Annotated in this window: 12 protein-coding genes and 1 pseudogene; 12 read left to right on the plus strand and 1 reads right to left on the minus strand. The window is 43.4% G+C overall.

Features of this window, described 5'->3' with window-relative positions; genetic code table 11:
- Positions 1-53: 53 nt before the first annotated feature.
- Positions 54-1,928 carry a hypothetical protein gene (locus tag ACL9RM_RS03170; protein WP_069290497.1) on the minus strand — a complete coding sequence of 625 codons (1,875 nt, stop codon included), beginning with the start codon at positions 1,926-1,928 and terminating at the stop codon, positions 54-56.
- 83 nt (positions 1,929-2,011) lie between these two features.
- On the opposite strand from ACL9RM_RS03170, the gene rfbC reads away from it, so the two are divergent.
- From rfbC to ligA, 12 genes and pseudogenes are all read left to right on the plus strand, one after another.
- Positions 2,012-2,557 carry a dTDP-4-dehydrorhamnose 3,5-epimerase gene (gene rfbC / locus ACL9RM_RS03175; RefSeq protein ID WP_069290496.1) on the plus strand — a complete coding sequence of 182 codons (546 nt, stop codon included), beginning with the start codon at positions 2,012-2,014 and terminating at the stop codon, positions 2,555-2,557.
- 27 nt (positions 2,558-2,584) lie between these two features.
- Positions 2,585-3,604, plus strand: coding sequence for a dTDP-glucose 4,6-dehydratase (gene rfbB, locus ACL9RM_RS03180; protein ID WP_165177570.1), 1,020 nt, complete (start codon positions 2,585-2,587; stop codon positions 3,602-3,604).
- 1 nt (position 3,605) lies between these two features.
- On the plus strand, positions 3,606-4,478 hold the full coding sequence (gene rfbD, locus ACL9RM_RS03185; RefSeq protein ID WP_250268970.1) for a dTDP-4-dehydrorhamnose reductase: 873 nt from the start codon (positions 3,606-3,608) through the stop codon (positions 4,476-4,478).
- 246 nt (positions 4,479-4,724) lie between these two features.
- Positions 4,725-4,940 (plus strand): annotated as a pseudogene (locus ACL9RM_RS03190) (glycosyltransferase); the annotation flags it as partial.
- Between the two features lie 15 nt (positions 4,941-4,955).
- Positions 4,956-5,597: a glycosyltransferase family 2 protein gene (locus tag ACL9RM_RS03195; RefSeq protein ID WP_250266767.1), complete on the plus strand. Its 642-nt coding sequence runs from the start codon at positions 4,956-4,958 to the stop codon at positions 5,595-5,597.
- Between the two features lie 200 nt (positions 5,598-5,797).
- Positions 5,798-5,875, plus strand: coding sequence for a putative holin-like toxin (locus tag ACL9RM_RS03200; RefSeq protein WP_354005523.1), 78 nt, complete (start codon positions 5,798-5,800; stop codon positions 5,873-5,875).
- A 372-nt stretch (positions 5,876-6,247) separates the two neighbouring features.
- Entirely contained in the window at positions 6,248-7,156 is a 909-nt protein-coding gene (locus ACL9RM_RS03205; RefSeq protein WP_250266766.1) for a glycosyltransferase family 2 protein, read from the plus strand.
- On the plus strand, positions 7,153-8,553 hold the full coding sequence (locus ACL9RM_RS03210; RefSeq protein WP_061831729.1) for an undecaprenyl-phosphate glucose phosphotransferase: 1,401 nt from the start codon (positions 7,153-7,155) through the stop codon (positions 8,551-8,553). The genes ACL9RM_RS03205 and ACL9RM_RS03210 overlap by 4 nt, the downstream gene beginning before the upstream one ends.
- Before the next feature lie 106 nt (positions 8,554-8,659).
- The gene (locus ACL9RM_RS03215; RefSeq protein WP_250266765.1) at positions 8,660-9,532 is read left to right on the plus strand and encodes a phosphatidylinositol-specific phospholipase C/glycerophosphodiester phosphodiesterase family protein; all 873 of its coding nucleotides are present in this window, start codon (positions 8,660-8,662) and stop codon (positions 9,530-9,532) included.
- A 126-nt stretch (positions 9,533-9,658) separates the two neighbouring features.
- Complete coding sequence (locus tag ACL9RM_RS03220; protein ID WP_250266764.1) at positions 9,659-10,369, plus strand: heptaprenylglyceryl phosphate synthase; 711 nt, start codon at positions 9,659-9,661, stop codon at positions 10,367-10,369.
- A 41-nt stretch (positions 10,370-10,410) separates the two neighbouring features.
- Complete coding sequence (gene pcrA / locus ACL9RM_RS03225) at positions 10,411-12,735, plus strand: DNA helicase PcrA (protein ID WP_023990577.1); 2,325 nt, start codon at positions 10,411-10,413, stop codon at positions 12,733-12,735.
- A gap of 90 nt (positions 12,736-12,825) precedes the next feature.
- The gene (gene ligA, locus ACL9RM_RS03230; protein ID WP_250266763.1) at positions 12,826-14,841 is read left to right on the plus strand and encodes an NAD-dependent DNA ligase LigA; all 2,016 of its coding nucleotides are present in this window, start codon (positions 12,826-12,828) and stop codon (positions 14,839-14,841) included.
- The last annotated feature ends 410 nt before the right edge of the window (positions 14,842-15,251 follow it).

The raw sequence follows: 15,251 nt of genomic DNA on the forward strand, positions 1-15,251 counted from the left end.
GCCCTCGAATAAAAATCGAGGGCTTTTTTGTATGCATCGACATCTGTATTGAATTAGAAAAGATCTGGATTATCAGGGTATATTTTTTTGAATTGTGAACGTATTAGTTCAACTTTTTCCTTCGTGATGGATGATGTCTTTTTCAAGACTATGGCTTTAACGTTATTATCAAGGGCATAGCTCTTTAAAGGTTTATAATTATTTTTAAGAGATCCGTTCATAACCTCTTCTGCGAGTATACCTACAACTTTTTGACCACTTTCACCTAAATGGTATTGTGTAGGTAATGCGATCACGACATAATCGGACTCAAAAAACGACACTGGAAAACCATCTCTTAAATCAACGTGATGGGTCAGATTCATAAATGGAAGAGCGTTGCTATTGTCAGGCATTTCAATCTGTCTGAGTATGTCATCATTAAGAATTCCAGAGCTAGACAGAACATATACTTTATGCTGCTCTGATGAGATTTCCTTAAGATAAGTCGTTAATTGTTTTAAAACAGGTATATCTGTTCTTACTCTAGGTGTTTGTTTAAAGTCACTGAATAAAGAAGAAAAATAGGTAACAGGACGTGCATTTACATTAGTGAACGTTACCAAGAAATTACAAGCGACTAAATAAACTAGAATAACTAAGAAAACATTTTTTGCATATTTTATCTTGGACAAATAGTTTAGAATAAGAATAACGCCACAAATAAATAAAATTAATACGTTCACGGTAAGAAGATAATAATGCTGAGAAGCTAAGCTTTGAATTCTTGTAAAAAGAAAGTACGTAATAAACAAGTTTGTAACTAGAAAGATTGATATATACCTAGTTTTACTAATAAATAACAAGCCTATGCAACCAACAAGAGCTATCAGAAAAATGAAGGCACCATAATGATAAAATAAATTCTGTAAGTTACTTAAGACGTCACCAAAATAATAAGCTGAGTAGGCGTTTTTAAAGTTATTGGTCAGGGCTCTTTGAATAAATTCATTGAAGAATATAATAAGAAATAATGCACTTGAAGATCCTATAATGAAAAAATTTAAAATAACCTGCAAGAGCTGCTTGAAGCGAAACTCTTTTTCTAGAATCCATTTGAACAAAAAAGCGATACTGATCGAGCCAAAAAGAGATACGATCCAAAACCCATACCATCTTCTTGTAAATGTTAGTAATACTAGGCAAGCAGCTAAGAGTAAAACTGCTTTTAAATTTAAGCGTTCAAAGTCATTATTAAATAAGATAACAAGCGACAAGCAAATAAAAATAAGTCCTATAGAATCCAGATATCCACCTAACATAGGAGCTATCATAATTGGAAAGGTAAATGTAAGTACAAAGATCATGAAAATGTTCAATTTTGTGTTTAACTGGATTTGATCAGCAATCTTGATACATAATAAGAAAAGTATCAAACAAGAAGGATACAAGAAGCAGGTATAGATTGCCAAGACATAGCTCATGTAGCTTGTACCTAAGAACTTTAATGGTAAAGAGAGAAAGATTGTTGGGAAAACGGAATAATCATCTCTTAAAATGCTTGCATAGATTTGTTTAGAAGCTGCTATAAAATCTGTACTTAAAAGGTTATTAAATTGTATGGATGTATTCCAATAGGCTGAAAAGTCCCAATAATAAATGAAATGTTCCCTTTGAAGGAAGGCGTAAATGAATATTATTCCAACTAGATAACCGCCAAAAGCTAGGTACTGCACCATTATTTCTTTCTTGGCATATGTTAAGATACCACTAATGTGTAAAATGTATGTAGCACCTATGACAAACGACTGTGCAATATTTAGACCGAATAATATGGAAATATAGTAAGAATCGACTTTAAACAGTATTAGAATCGGGATAAGTAGCCACGTCAAAACCAAATAGGACCAAACAAAATTTTTATTAACTCTCGATAAATTCAAAAGCATATTCCCTCCCAATATAGTGTGCTTATTAATTTTATAGTAATCATAAATGAAAGTATATACTCAAGATGTTGGAGGTTTCGTGAATGATAATAAAGGAAGTACTTTCAGGTGCAAAAATCATTGAACCCGTGGTTCATGGTGATCACCGTGGTTTTTTTATGGAAAGTTACAATGAACAGATCATGAAAGAAAACGGAATAGACCATGCTTTTATTCAAGATAACCAATCCTTGTCTGCAGAAGCCGGTGTGATTCGTGGTTTGCATTACCAGCTTAATCCAAAAGCACAGACTAAACTCATTCGTGTGCTTTCTGGAGCTATCTACGATGTGATTCTGGATATTCGTAAAAGTTCTCCAACATTCGGTCAATGGGTCGGGGTAATCTTAAGTGAACATAATAGACGTCAGCTACTGGTGCCTAAGGGTTTTGCTCATGGGTTCTGTACGCTTGTTCCGAACACTCAAGTGCTGTATAAGGTAGACGAGTATTATTCACCTGAAAATGATCGTGGAATTCTGTGGAATGATCCAGCACTAGGGATTGATTGGCCAACTTCTCATGCTATTCTTTCAGAGAAGGATCAGAAGCATCCGGCACTGGCCGACGCTGACATTAATTTTGATTAGAGGAATAATAAGATTTAGGAGGTCAGTATGAAACTTCTTGTCACCGGCGGGGCCGGATTTATAGGCAGTAACTTTGTATTGTATATGTTAAAACAGCATCCAGATTATGAAATTGTAAATATAGATGCTCTTACCTATGCAGGTAACCTGGAAAATTTGAAATCCATTGAAAATAACCCCAAGCATAGCTTCATCAAAGCAGATATTACCGACGCACAAGCGATTGACCAACTGATGCAGCAGGGGATTGATGTGGTGGTTAATTTTGCAGCGGAGTCACATGTGGATCGAAGTATTTTGGAACCGGAAGTGTTTGTGAAAACAAACGTATTGGGTACGCAAGTGCTACTGGATGCAGCCAAGAAATATAACGTGACCAAGTTTGTACAGGTATCAACAGATGAGGTGTATGGATCTTTGGGAGAAACAGGCTTGTTTACGGAGGAAACTCCGTTGCAGCCTAATAGTCCTTATTCTGCATCCAAGGCAGGCGGCGATCTGCTAGTTCGTGCATATCATGAAACCTTCGGTTTACCAGTGAACATCACGCGTTGTTCTAACAACTACGGTCCATATCAGTTTCCTGAAAAATTGATCCCGCTAATGATCTCACGTGCATTGAGCGACCAACAGCTACCTGTATACGGGGATGGCTTGAACATTCGCGACTGGTTGTATGTAGAGGATCATTGCAGCGCAATTGATCTAGTCATTCATCAGGGTAAACTGGGTGAAGTATACAATATCGGGGGAAATAACGAGCGGACAAATGTGCATATCGTCAAAACAGTATTAGAGGAGCTGGGCAAGCCGGAATCTCTGATTTCGTATGTGCAGGATCGTCCAGGACATGACCGCCGTTATGGCATTGATCCAACGAAGACCATGAATGAGCTGGGCTGGAAGCCAAAGCACTCTTTTGAAACAGGCATTAAAGAAACGATTCGCTGGTATTTAGACAACGAAGAATGGTGGACTCGTATTCAATCCGGCGAATACCAACAATACTATGCTAAACAGTACGGTTCCCGCTTGGGGGATGCGTAAAATGAAGGTGCTGGTTACTGGAGCATCCGGTCAACTTGGTAAAGATGTAGTAAACGTTTTTCAGGGTCAAGGACATGATGTTCTTGGATATGATCGGGAACAGCTGGATATCACGGATTTGGAGCAGGCTGTGAAGATCGTGGAACAGTACCAACCTGATGCCGTAATCCACTGTGCAGCGTATACGGCTGTGGATGCAGCGGAGACTGATGTAGACGGGGCTTATCAAGTCAACGCGGCAGGTACACGTAATATGGCAATGGCTGCGGAAAAGGTTGGAGCCAAGCTGGTTTATATCAGCACAGATTATGTGTTCGATGGAACGGCAAAACAGCCATATCATGAGTACGATAATACCAATCCGCAGAGTATCTACGGAAAGTCCAAACGGGCGGGGGAGGTATTGACCCAAACACTTTCCTCTAGGTATTTTATTGTTCGTACATCTTGGGTATATGGATTGCACGGGAACAATTTTGTCAAAACGATGCTGAAGCTTGGACAGGAGAAGCCGCTCCTCCAGGTAGTGAATGATCAGAAGGGTTCACCTACCTATACGGTGGATCTGGCACGCTTTTTGGCGGAATTGATTCAAACGGAGAAGTACGGCGTATACCATGCATCCAATAGCGGCTCCTGTACCTGGTATGAATTTACGCAAGCTATTTTACAGGATGCGGCGGAAATATTAGATGCCAAGATCACAGCGAAATTGGAACCATGCAGCACAGAGCAATTCCCCAGACCAGCAGCGCGGCCACGTAACTCTGTTATGGAGCATATAGCGATCCGAACCAATGGATTGAATGATTTGCGCGACTGGCGTGAGGGATTGCGTGATTTTTTGCAGGAGTGTCTTAGTAAATCCGAGTAAATAAAACCTTATTATAAATATCAACAATCTCCCATCAGTTTATGAGTGGGAGATTTTATTATATTAAAGCCTATGTTGATTAAAGCCTATGTTGATTAAGGACGATGAGCATTATAATGTATAAGCAGATGAAACATATTGTCCCTCTATTGCACATTTTAAAAGAAGGAGGTCATTACCCTGAACAGACCTAACGTACAAATTTTATTATCTACATATAATGGAGCAGCTTACTTAGATGAGCAAATAGAAAGTCTCATCAATCAAAAAGACGTAGAAATTCAGATTCTAATTCGTGATGATGGCTCGACAGATGATACGGTTGCCAAGTTGAGCGCGCTGAAGCAACGTTATCCTCAACAGATTTTTTTATGCCTTGAGAGCAATGTAGGGGTTATTAAAAGCTTTTTTGATCTGATTCAAAGATCGTCTGAGACATTCGATTATTATGCTTTTTGTGATCAGGATGATGTGTGGATGCCGAATAAACTTGCTCAGGCTGTGGCTCATCTCAGGGAGCAGGATGGGAGCCGACCGCTGATGTACTGTTCTGCTACTCAAATGGTCTCTCAAACATTGGAACCACTCAAAGTATGGCCAGCTGACATCCTACGACCTGTATCCTTCTATAATGCTCTCATTGAGAATGTATGTGTAGGTTGTACCATGGTGATCAATAAAGAAACACTCAAGCTCGTGAAAAAGAGAATTCCAACTTCTTTGGATAATATTATTATGCATGACTGGTGGATTTATTTATGCACTTCCTCTTTTGGTGAGGTTGTTTTTGACCCCGATCCGTACATTTGGTATCGGCAGCATCAAAACAATGTGCTGGGAGGTTCTACGGATGGGTGGGTTGGCAAGTGGAGGAAAAGACTAAGTAGATTTGCAAAAGGAAAAAATCGCTATATTTTAAGCAAACAAGCCCAGCAATTTATTCAGCTTTATGGACAAGACATGTCTCCTCAAATGTATAAAGATATGGATCAATTCCTGGACAGCTACCAAAAGGGTGTGTTTTCTCGTATGAAATATATTTGGCAGTCTCCATTTTACAGGCAGTCACGGTTGGACAACTGGATTTATAAGTTGGTTTTTGTATTGAGGAAGTTATAGAGGTATGGAAAGAAAAAATATTGAAACTTTTTTCCATATATAAGCGTCAAATAGTCAAAGGTGCAAATGAATACTAGATAAAATACCATCGAATGCGTGTTCCTTTATGGAAAAATATAGTATAATTGAAACGTGCAACCGATAGAGCTGCCAAGGGCGGTCGGCTAACTCTCCCGAGGAGGGGGGTGAAGCCTGTGACAGTGTTTGAGGCGCTCAGTTTAATGCTGACGTTCGGGGCGTTAATCGTCACACTGTTAGAGTTTAACAAACGAAAATAGACCGCCCCCGCAAGGAAGGGTCTATTTTCGGGCCTGATTGTTCCAAAACCGTCCGCTCTTGGAGCGTTGGTTGCGCAGGGGCTGGCTGGCACCAGCCCTTTTTCCATGTATATCTTACCACGATGAATTTTAGACCTCAACCGAGGATTTTACAAAAATCTAATAAACGACTTCCAATGAACAATATATAGATCGAAATGGTTTCGTTTGTCTATATTTGCACTTTGGAGCGACTGGAATCGAATTTTTTGAAATTCTGCTAACTATGTAAGGCTACAAGTTATGTGCTTTTTTGCGCCCTGTGGTCTGCGCGGTATGCTATAATAGGCGATAGTAGAATAGATTACTGAATTTGTCAGGAGCGTTTTAAATATGGATGTAAGCATACTGGTCGTCAACTATAATACGTGTCAATTGACGCTGGATTGTTTGCAATCGGTGTATGCGTCAAAGTCGCAGTACCGATATGAAGTGATTGTGATTGATAATCACTCTAGTGACGGATCTGTTGAGGCTATTCGTGCTGCATACCCGGAGATTACGTTGATAGCCAATAAGAATAATACAGGTTTTGCCAAGGCGAACAACCAGGGGATGGAAGTAGCCAGCGGGCGTTATGTATTGTTATTGAACTCCGATACGTTGGTGCAACCGGACACGCTGGATACAATGATTCAGTTTATGGATACGCATCCTGAGATGGGAGCATCGGGCTGTAAGGTCATCTTGCCAGATGGCTCGCTAGATAAGGCTTGTAAGCGTGGCTTTCCAACGCCGTCAGCTTCTTTTTACTACGCTTTCGGCTGGTCGAAGCGCTACCCGGATAACCCGAAGTACAATCAATATCAGCTTGGGCATCTAAGCCCGGACGATGAGTATCCTGTAGATGTACTGGTAGGTGCTTTTATGCTGGTGCGCCGGGAGACGATTGACCAGGTCGGGGGGTTGGACGAAACCTTTTTTATGTATGGTGAGGATATTGATTGGTGTTACCGGATTAAGCAAGCCGGGTGGGGCATTTACTACTACCCGCGCACATATATTATTCATATCAAAGGGGGCAGCGCTCGCCGTCGTCCTTTGAAAATTATTTATGAGTTTCATAGAGCTATGTGGGTATTTCATCGTAAGCATTATAAACAGCAATACAGTTGGATCACCAATATGGCTGTATATGCGGGAATTTCGGTGAAGTTTGGAATGGCCTTTCTAAAAAATAAGTTGTCTGCACCGGTCAAGCCGGACAGCGGGGAACAATCTCGTACTGAGGTGAAAGCATGATACGCAGAAATCAGCGTTTTTTAACCCAATTATATATTGTGGCGGATTTCGCGGTCATTCAGTTGTCCTTTCTGATCGCTTGGTTTTTCAAATTTGAAAGTGAATGGATCACCTATAAAGAACCGCTTCCTATTCAAGTATATGGAGGCTGGAGCTTAATCTACGGCCTGATTGCCGTAGTGCTGGGGATGTTATTCTCGCTCTATTCGCCCAAACGCAAAAAACGATTTGCAGATGATGTATTCCGCGTCACCCAAATTCATATTGTTGGCCTGTTCGTGCTGTTGAGTGTGATGTTCTTCGTGAAGCAAATCGACATTTCGCGGTCCTATCTGGCGATCTATATGGTTGGGAATGTGCTGCTTATTTTGTTTTACCGGTTCTTTTTGAAGCAAGTTCTTAAAGCTCTCCGTCAAAAAGGGTACAACAAGCAGTTCATGCTTATTCTCGGGGCGGGTACTCTAGGCCAACGATTTTATCATAATCTTGGACAGTATCCTGATCTAGGATACGAGGTCGTGGGTTTTCTGGATGATAAGCGGCATTGGAGTGAAGAGGAAGCGGCGCATTTCCGCCCGATTCTTGGAGGCTTAGATCAATTGGAGGCTACGCTGTCGCGTCTGATGATTGACGAGGTCATTCTGGCGCTTCCGCTGGATGCCCATGATAAGTACCCCAAGATTATAAACATGTGTGAAAAGGCTGGAGTGCGCACGCTTATAATCCCTGACTTTTTTGATTATTTGCCGGCTCGTCCGTACTTTGATAACTTTGCAGGTATGCCGATGATTAATGTACGGGATATTCCACTGGATGTGGCGGGGAATCGATTGTTTAAGCGTCTATTCGATATTTTATTCTCTTTATTCGCGATTCTTCTGACGTCTCCGATCATGCTGGCAGTGGCGATTGGTGTAATGATCACATCCAGAGGGCCCATCATTTTTAAGCAAGAGCGGGTGGGCTTGAATCGTCGCACCTTCCGAATGTACAAATTTCGTTCGATGAAGGTGCTGCCTCCTGGAACTGAAGATACGGGCTGGACGACTGCTAATGACCCAAGACGCACACGTTTTGGTACTTTTATTCGTAAAACGAGTCTCGACGAGCTGCCTCAATTTTTCAACGTTCTGCTGGGTGATATGAGTGTCGTTGGTCCACGCCCAGAACGACCCTATTATGTGGATCAGTTCCGTGAGGAAATTCCAAAATACATGGTGAAGCATCATGTTCGTCCTGGAATCACAGGCTGGGCACAGAGCAACGGCTTGCGTGGAGATACATCTATTGAGGAACGGATTAAGCATGACATCTTCTATATTGAGAACTGGTCGCTCTTATTTGATATTAAAATTATTTTCCGCACGATTCGCAACGGTTTCAAGAACGCGTATTAATACAGAAGCACCCTTCGGTTTAGCCGGAGGGTGCTTTTGCGTCTGGCAGTTGTTTTGAGCATGCGTATGTGGGGTATTGACCTGTACGAAAAGGATGTGACACCCCATGAAACGATTGATTGTTTCGGTTATTCTTTTAATGTTAATCGGCACATTTTTACTGGCATACAAAGGAAAATCCACAGAAGAACATACTGGCTTTACCACGCACCGTGTGATTTCGCATGCCATGGGAGCCGTTGATGGTTTGGCCTATACTAATGCGCGTGAAGCGTTTGTGGAAAATTATAAAAAAGGCAGCCGCGTATTCGAGGTCGACCTGATGTTTACATCGGATGGACAATTGGTGGCGCGCCATGAATGGACAGAATCTTTTACAGAGCAAATGCAACAGGAACATGCAGTTGCTACGGAACAGGGCGGAAAACCTTGGAGCTATCATCAATTTAAGAACACTCCCATACACGGTTCCTATACCCCAGTAGATTGGAAGGATGTATTGGATTTATTGGAAACATACCCGGATGCTTATATTGTGACCGATACGAAAGAACAGGACCCTGTCCAAATCAAACAGTTGTTTGCGCAACTGACCCGTCAGGCACAGGAGAAAAACCCCGAGCTTTTGTCCCGTATTGTTCCTCAAATTTATAATGAAGAAATGTTGCGAACGTTACGGAGTATTTATCCCTATCCATCCGTTATTTATACGCTCTATGCCACAGAAGATAAGGACGACCAGATCATTCGATTTGTACAACAAAATGATATAACGGCAGTAACTTTACCAGAGAATCGGGTGAGTGGTGCTTTAGTGGAAAGTTTGCGTCAGGCAGGGGCAGTGTGCTACGTAAATACCATTAATGAGTTGAAGGATGCGGCTGAGTATGAACAGATGGGTGTACGAGGTTTCTATACAGATAGTTTAACGGAAAAAGAACTTAGTGAACGCAGTTGGTTGTATGCGTTACGACCATGAGTTGTCTGAACGGGGTGTTCCCATTTGATACGAACATTGACACCTTTTAAGCACTATCATAGACTTAGCATAGAACGCTTTTGGATATTGGAATTCGGCTCGCCTGGATCATGACAAAAGCAATGAATGCTGGAGGAATGTGTGTTGGCAGATTCAATTCAATCATGGAGGCATGTGTTTAAGCTTGATCCTGACAAGGAACTGGATGATGGTGCGCTTGACGCCGTGTGTATGTCTGGTACGGATGCGATTATGGTAGGAGGTTCCTCAGGTATTACCTATGAAAATACGGTGGATTTGCTGTCGAGGGTTCGGCGTTATGAGGTGCCGTGCGTGCTTGAGGTGTCCGATCTGGAGGCTGTAGTGCCAGGGTTTGATCTATATATGATTCCTATGGTACTGAATACTACTGACAGTAATTGGATTCTAGGGCAGCACCAACGTGCGATTGAACAGTTTGGTTATATGATCCCGTGGGATTTGCTTGTGGCGGAAGGATATATTGTTTTGAACGGTGATTCTACGGTCGCTAAGCTTACCGGAGCAGATACTTCGCTGGGTGCTACATCAGCCGCCTCATATGCACAGATTGCTGACAAGCTCATGCATCTACCGATTGTATATGTGGAATATAGCGGTGCTTTTGGGGATATGGAGCTGGTGCAGAAAATACATCGCAGTACGGAGCGCTCTCGTGTCCTATACGGGGGAGGTATCGTGGATAAATCTACCGCGTTACAAGCGGCTGCCGTTTGTGACACCATTGTAGTAGGGAACATCATTTATCGTGACTTGGCGAAAGCGCTGGAGACGGTAGCTGTGAAATTGGAAGTATAGAACGTGAATTTATGGAAGCTCAGGGAAAGGAGCATGCACGCATGCAATCAATAGATATACACGAGGCGGTAGCTCGCCTTAATCCGCCTCAGCGTCAGGCTGTGGAGGCGGTAGATGGTCCGCTGCTGATTATGGCTGGCGCAGGCAGTGGTAAAACACGGGTGCTCACGCACCGAATAGCCTACCTCATCGCGACCCGCAAGACGGCTCCATGGGGCATTTTGGCGATTACCTTTACGAACAAGGCCGCGCGTGAGATGCAGGATCGCGTATCCAAGCTGATTGGCCCACAGGGAAGAGATGTATGGGTATCCACCTTCCACTCGATGTGTGTGCGTATTTTACGTCGGGATATCGAGCGGATTGGATTCACCTCGAATTTCAGCATTTTGGATTCTACGGATCAATTGTCTGTCATTCGGAGCTGCATGAAGGATCTGAATATAGACACCAAAAAGTTTGAACCCAAAGCGGTTCAGTCTATGATGAGTACGGCTAAAAATGAACTGGTCACTCCCGAAATGTATGAACGCAAGATTGGCGACTATTTTGAGGGGATTGTGGCGAAGGTATATACCAAGTACCAACAACGACTCAAAAATAACAACTCTCTTGATTTTGATGATTTGATCATGGCAACGATTCAGCTCTTTAAAGAAGTACCTGAGGTACTGGATTTCTATCAGAAAAAATTTCAATACATTCATGTTGATGAATATCAGGATACGAACCGTGCGCAGTACATGCTGTGCAAAATGCTGGCCGACAAGCATCACCGGATTTGCGTAGTAGGTGACAGTGACCAATCCATCTATCGGTGGCGGGGGGCGGATATTAGCAACATTTTGAATTTTGAAGAGGACTACCCGGAAGCGCGCACCATTTTGCTGGAGCAGAACTACCGGTCCACCTCAAATATTCTCAATGCTGCCAACGAAGTTATTGGTCAAAATACAGGCCGCAAGCCGAAAAAACTATGGACTGACAAAGAAGGCGGAGCCAAGATTAAAGTTTATCGTGCTGACTCTGAGCATGATGAGGGCTACTTTATCGCCTCCGAAATTCATAAGAATATTAATGCGGGCAAAACCTATAGCCATCATGCCATTTTGTATCGTACGAATGCTCAGTCTCGGGTTGTGGAGGAAATTTTGATTAAATCGGATATTCCTTACCAGATCGTGGGCGGTATCAAGTTCTATGATCGGAAGGAAATTAAGGATTTGCTGGCGTATCTTCGCCTGCTCTCCAATCCTGACGACGACATCAGCTTGATCCGAATCATTAATGTGCCAAAACGAAGCATCGGAGACACAACCGTCGGCAAATTGCAGGCAGCTGCAGCAGAACGTGGAGTTTCAATTTTCCGTGTTCTTCAAGTTGTAGACGATTTGGGCTTTGCAGGACGTACGCGCAATGCGTTGGTAGAGTTTTACGATATGATCGAAGGTTTAAGTCGGATGGTAGACTACCTGTCGGTTACCGAGTTAACAGAAAAAATGCTGGAAACCACCCAATATCGATTGGAGCTGCAAAACGAGAATACACTCGAGTCGCGCTCACGTTTGGAGAATATTGATGAGTTCCTGTCGGTAACCATGGAATTTGAAAAAGGAGCGGAAGACAAGTCACTCGTCTCCTTCCTGACCGACCTTGCGCTGATTGCCGATATTGATTCCATGAATGACGATGAAGAAGAGCAAAGCGATGCGGTTGTATTGATGACCATGCATAGCGCCAAAGGATTGGAGTTTCCCATCGTATTTATTGTCGGTATGGAGGAGGGAGTATTCCCTCATAGTCGTGCCTTTCTGGATAACGAAGAGCTGGAGGAAGAGCGCAGATTGGCGTATGTCGGAATTACCCGTGCAGAGGAGCAACTGTTCCTTACATGCGCACAGATGCGCACTTTGTTTGGCCGCACCACAGCTAACCCGCCTTCCCGTTTTCTCGAAGAGATTCCGGACGAGTTAAAAGAGGATACGATCATCAAACGTGACCGCTACCGCCGTTCAGGCAATGTAGGCGGATCTTATGGTGGGCGCGGACTGAATAAAGGTAGTGGCAGCAACTTTGGTGGAGAACGCTCGTTTGATACGATGAGCCGCAGTGGTTCGTCCGCTTCGGCGTCACCCCGAGTAACAGTAACGACATCTTCATCCGCGAAAGCAACTCCGGCTGCTTCGGCAGGAGGCCCCTCCATTTTTGCTGCTGGAGACAAGGTACAGCATGGCAAATGGGGGATTGGAACCATTGTCGCTGTAAAAGGGACGGGCAATGATATGGAGCTTCAAATTGCTTTCCCAGCTCCAGTAGGGGTTAAACGACTGTTAGCTGGCTTTGCACCGATTACAAAAGTAGAATAAATCTCAAACATCATTAAATCTCGAACCTCATGAGTGGCAGCTTGGCTTAGGACCTCTGCCCTGATGAAGTTCCCGGAGGGATACGCCTGCATGAACCCAATGCACAGGATGGAGCAGCTTGTTGCTGAACTGAACACATATAACTATCATTACTACACACTGGATGAACCCAAGATCAGCGACAAAGAATATGATGTGCTTTATGACGAGCTGGTAGCGCTTGAACAGACGAGCGGTCTTGTGCTGCCGGATTCGCCGACACAGCGTGTGGGCGGGGAGTTACTCAAAGGGTTCACACCGCATCGCCACCTTGCCCCATTATGGAGCCTTGATAAAGCTCAGAATATGGAACAGCTGCGTGCATGGAACGCGCGTGTCGTGAAGCTGGTCAATGATTACAATACCAAGAACCCAGAGCAACCTTTGCCATCTCCAGGTTATGCGATAGAACTTAAATTTGATGGTCTAACGCTTAACCTGACGTATACTGATGGACAGCTGGTACAGGCTTCTACCCGCGGTAATGGTGTGGTGGGTGAGGGGATATTGGCGCAGGTAAAAACAATTAAATCCGTGCCACTTACAATTCCTTTTCGAAATGGAACTATTGAAGTTCAGGGAGAAGGGATAATGAATCTCTCTGTACTGTCCAAATATAATGAGACTGCCGCAGACCCTCTTAAAAACGCACGCAACGCCGCAGCTGGCGCTTTGCGTAACTTGAATCCCAAAGTGACAGCAGAACGGCGATTGAATGCATTTTTCTACAATGTGGGTTATGCAGACCGGATCCAGTTTAATAGCCACCAGGAAATGATGACTTTCCTGCGTGAAAATCATTTTAAGGTAAACCCTTACTTGACTTACTTTGATAATTTTGAAGATGTAATGGAGCAACTGATTGAGATTGAAGAATCTCGTGCCGGATTGGATTACCTCATTGATGGGGCAGTATTGAAAATTACAGATATGCGCACACGTGAGGCTCTCGGGTATACCGATAAATTCCCGCGCTGGGCGGTGGCCTATAAGTTCGAAGCCGAGGAAACAACTACGGTGCTTAACTCGGTTGAGTGGAATGTAGGACGAACGGGTAAAATCACCCCACTCGCAAGGGTAGAGCCGGTAGAACTGGCGGGAGTCACTGTACAAAATTGCACACTGAACAATGCTGGTGACATCGAGCGCAAAAACCTGAAGTTTGCTTTGGGTGCACGTGTGTTTATCCGTCGCTCAAACGATGTCATTCCGGAGATATTAGGAAAGGTAACATCTGAGCACGACGGAGAGGAAATTGTCGTACCAGATCATTGTCCAGCCTGCGGGTTTCCGTTGCAGCAGCGAGGTGCCCATTTATTTTGCGACAATAAGCTGGGTTGTAAACCACAAATTGTAGCTCGTATTTCCCATTTTGCTTCACGTGATGCTATGGATATTGAGACATTCAGTGACAAAACGGCCATACAGCTGCATGACGAACTGGAAGTGCGCGAGCCTGCCGATCTGTATACACTCCAATATGATGATCTTGTGAAGCTGGAGCGGTTTGGTGAGAAAAAGGCCAGTAACCTCTTGGCGGCACTAGAAAAGAGTAAAGAGAGAGATTTGGCTTCTTTCCTTTATGCTCTAGGTATACCGAATACCGGTAAAGCAACAACACGCATGTTGGCTGAACACTACCGTGATTTGCACAAGACGATGTCCGCTACGGTGGAAGAACTGATAGAACTACCGGATGTGGGCGGGATTGTAGCCGAAAGCATTGTTGCTTTCTTTGCAGATCCATTTACTCAGGCGGGAATTGAAAAGATGCTGTCTCTAGGGGTGAAAGCTCAGGCCCCAGAAGCTCCGCAGGAGAAGAAGACAGACAGCTTTTTCAGTGGCAAAACGGTCGTGCTTACAGGTACCTTGCATCAGCTTACGCGTGACGAAGCTGCATCCAAGCTGGAGGCGCTGGGAGCCAAAGTTGCGGGGTCTGTATCGAAAAAGACGGATCTAGTCATAGCTGGTGAAAAGGCTGGGAGTAAGCTGGCTAAGGCCCAGCAGCTCGGAATTGACACCATAGAAGATGAGGATGAATTTATCAGACTGCTGGAACAAGAATAATAGTTTTGCAATGAGTGCAGTCATTCCGCTCTGGGGCGGGGTGGCTGCCTTATTATCTGTTGTATAGTAGGAAATAAAATAGATATAAATAAATGCTTGCTAAATAACTTTAGGCATGATATATTATTAGACGTTGCTTTGAGAGTATCATTTCTTGAAGCGAGGTTGCTGAAAAGATAATCGAAGAAAAGATTTGACAAGAAAGCAACTAACATGATATGATCTAATTCCTGGCTCGTTGAACAAACGAGAACAGACAAGTTCTTTGAAAACTGAACAAATGGATGATGAAATAAAGATTTCTTCTTTTATAAAGAAGAATCGCTAGCATTAAAAATGAGCTTATCGCTCTTTCTATAAACCAACTTCGGTTGGTCTTTAATGGAGAGTTTGATCCTGGCTCAGGACGA

The sequence above is a fragment of the Paenibacillus sp. S29 genome (assembly GCF_049319765.1).
GTDB lineage: Bacteria > Bacillota > Bacilli > Paenibacillales > Paenibacillaceae > Paenibacillus > Paenibacillus polymyxa_B.

What these genes read in the sequence shown, in the direction of transcription:
- ACL9RM_RS03220 (WP_250266764.1), top strand. Translation starts at nt 9,659, where the DNA reads ATGCTGGAGGAATGTGTGTTGGCAGATTCAATTCAATCATGGAGGCAT.
- rfbD (WP_250268970.1), top strand. Translation starts at nt 3,606, where the DNA reads ATGAAGGTGCTGGTTACTGGAGCATCCGGTCAACTTGGTAAAGATGTA.
- ACL9RM_RS03210 (WP_061831729.1), top strand. Translation starts at nt 7,153, where the DNA reads ATGATACGCAGAAATCAGCGTTTTTTAACCCAATTATATATTGTGGCG.
- ACL9RM_RS03195 (WP_250266767.1), top strand. Translation starts at nt 4,956, where the DNA reads ATGCCGAATAAACTTGCTCAGGCTGTGGCTCATCTCAGGGAGCAGGAT.
- ACL9RM_RS03170 (WP_069290497.1), bottom strand. Translation starts at nt 1,928, where the DNA reads ATGCTTTTGAATTTATCGAGAGTTAATAAAAATTTTGTTTGGTCCTAT.
- ACL9RM_RS03205 (WP_250266766.1), top strand. Translation starts at nt 6,248, where the DNA reads ATGGATGTAAGCATACTGGTCGTCAACTATAATACGTGTCAATTGACG.
- rfbB (WP_165177570.1), top strand. Translation starts at nt 2,585, where the DNA reads ATGAAACTTCTTGTCACCGGCGGGGCCGGATTTATAGGCAGTAACTTT.
- pcrA (WP_023990577.1), top strand. Translation starts at nt 10,411, where the DNA reads ATGCAATCAATAGATATACACGAGGCGGTAGCTCGCCTTAATCCGCCT.
- ACL9RM_RS03215 (WP_250266765.1), top strand. Translation starts at nt 8,660, where the DNA reads ATGAAACGATTGATTGTTTCGGTTATTCTTTTAATGTTAATCGGCACA.
- rfbC (WP_069290496.1), top strand. Translation starts at nt 2,012, where the DNA reads ATGATAATAAAGGAAGTACTTTCAGGTGCAAAAATCATTGAACCCGTG.
- ligA (WP_250266763.1), top strand. Translation starts at nt 12,826, where the DNA reads ATGAACCCAATGCACAGGATGGAGCAGCTTGTTGCTGAACTGAACACA.